1 pseudogene is annotated in these 1,040 nt (G+C 46.2%); it reads right to left on the bottom strand.

Features of this window, described 5'->3' with window-relative positions:
- Positions 1–859 (bottom strand): annotated as a pseudogene (locus tag AC07E5_RS04305) (IS66 family transposase); the annotation flags it as partial.
- Positions 860–1,040 lie beyond the last annotated feature (181 nt).

Genomic DNA, 1,040 nt, shown 5'->3' with positions numbered 1-1,040 from the left:
CAGCCTTTCAAGAACTCTTCAGCATGCTGGCCTGAACGACTATCCTGAAAGTCATAGATCACCGCCTGAACTGGATTGTACTGTGTGGTGGCATAGGCCCAGACATAACCTTTCTTCGGTTTTTTATCATTCTCACCCATCCGCATGATGGTGACCGGTGTTTCATCTGCATGCAGCACCTGCTGTTGTAGTACCACCTCTTTTAAGGCATTGGCCAGAGGTTCCAGTTCTACACCGCAGCGACCTATCCAGTCAGATAACGTTGATCTAGAAANCCACGCACATGCTGTTCCTTATAGAACTGTGCCGGTCTGAAATGCAGTTTTTCACTGACATCTTCGCCGATACGACGGAGTTGGCAGCCACAAGCACATTGGGTTGATGCAGGTTCATGCTCAATACGGATGGTGTGTAGATGATCTGGCAGTGGTCGACGTTTAGGTTTGTTGACTGTTGCTTTGTGTGTCACTGCATCGGTTTTATCTGCATTTAGCCGTTCCAGTTCTAGATCAACGGCTGCGATATCTTCTTCGACCGCTTCATCCCACAGGTGGATTTGTTTTGCAGTGAGATGTTCGTTTTTACTGCCGAATTTATGCTGTTTAAACAGCGCCAGTTCATGCTCGTATTTTTGATTGAGAATAGAAAGATGCTGAACTTTAGAATCTAATTGCTGATTGGTGACTTCAAGATGTTGAACTTTGGCATCTAATTGTTGATTTGATACTTCCAGATGTTGAACTTGAGCATCTAATTGTTGTTTATCTTCTGCGAGTTGTTGATGCTGCATCGCCAACTGCAGAGTGAATTCCAGCAGTTGTTCATGGGTCAGTTGGCTTAAATCTGGCAGCGTATTCATGACCGCAGTATGCCTGAGGTCATGAGAAGAATGAAGTAGAACGTTTGGAGGATGGCAGAATAGCCGAGCTTGGTTTAGAGCATCGTGACCACCTGCTGTCGTCCAATGCGCTGCCAAGGCAAACCCTGGATTAATGCCTGTAACTGTTCCGGGTTGAGAGCTACGCTTTCACCCTGGTGAA

Source organism: Acinetobacter seohaensis (assembly GCF_056431365.1).
This window is presented reverse-complemented; position numbering and strand designations above follow the sequence as displayed.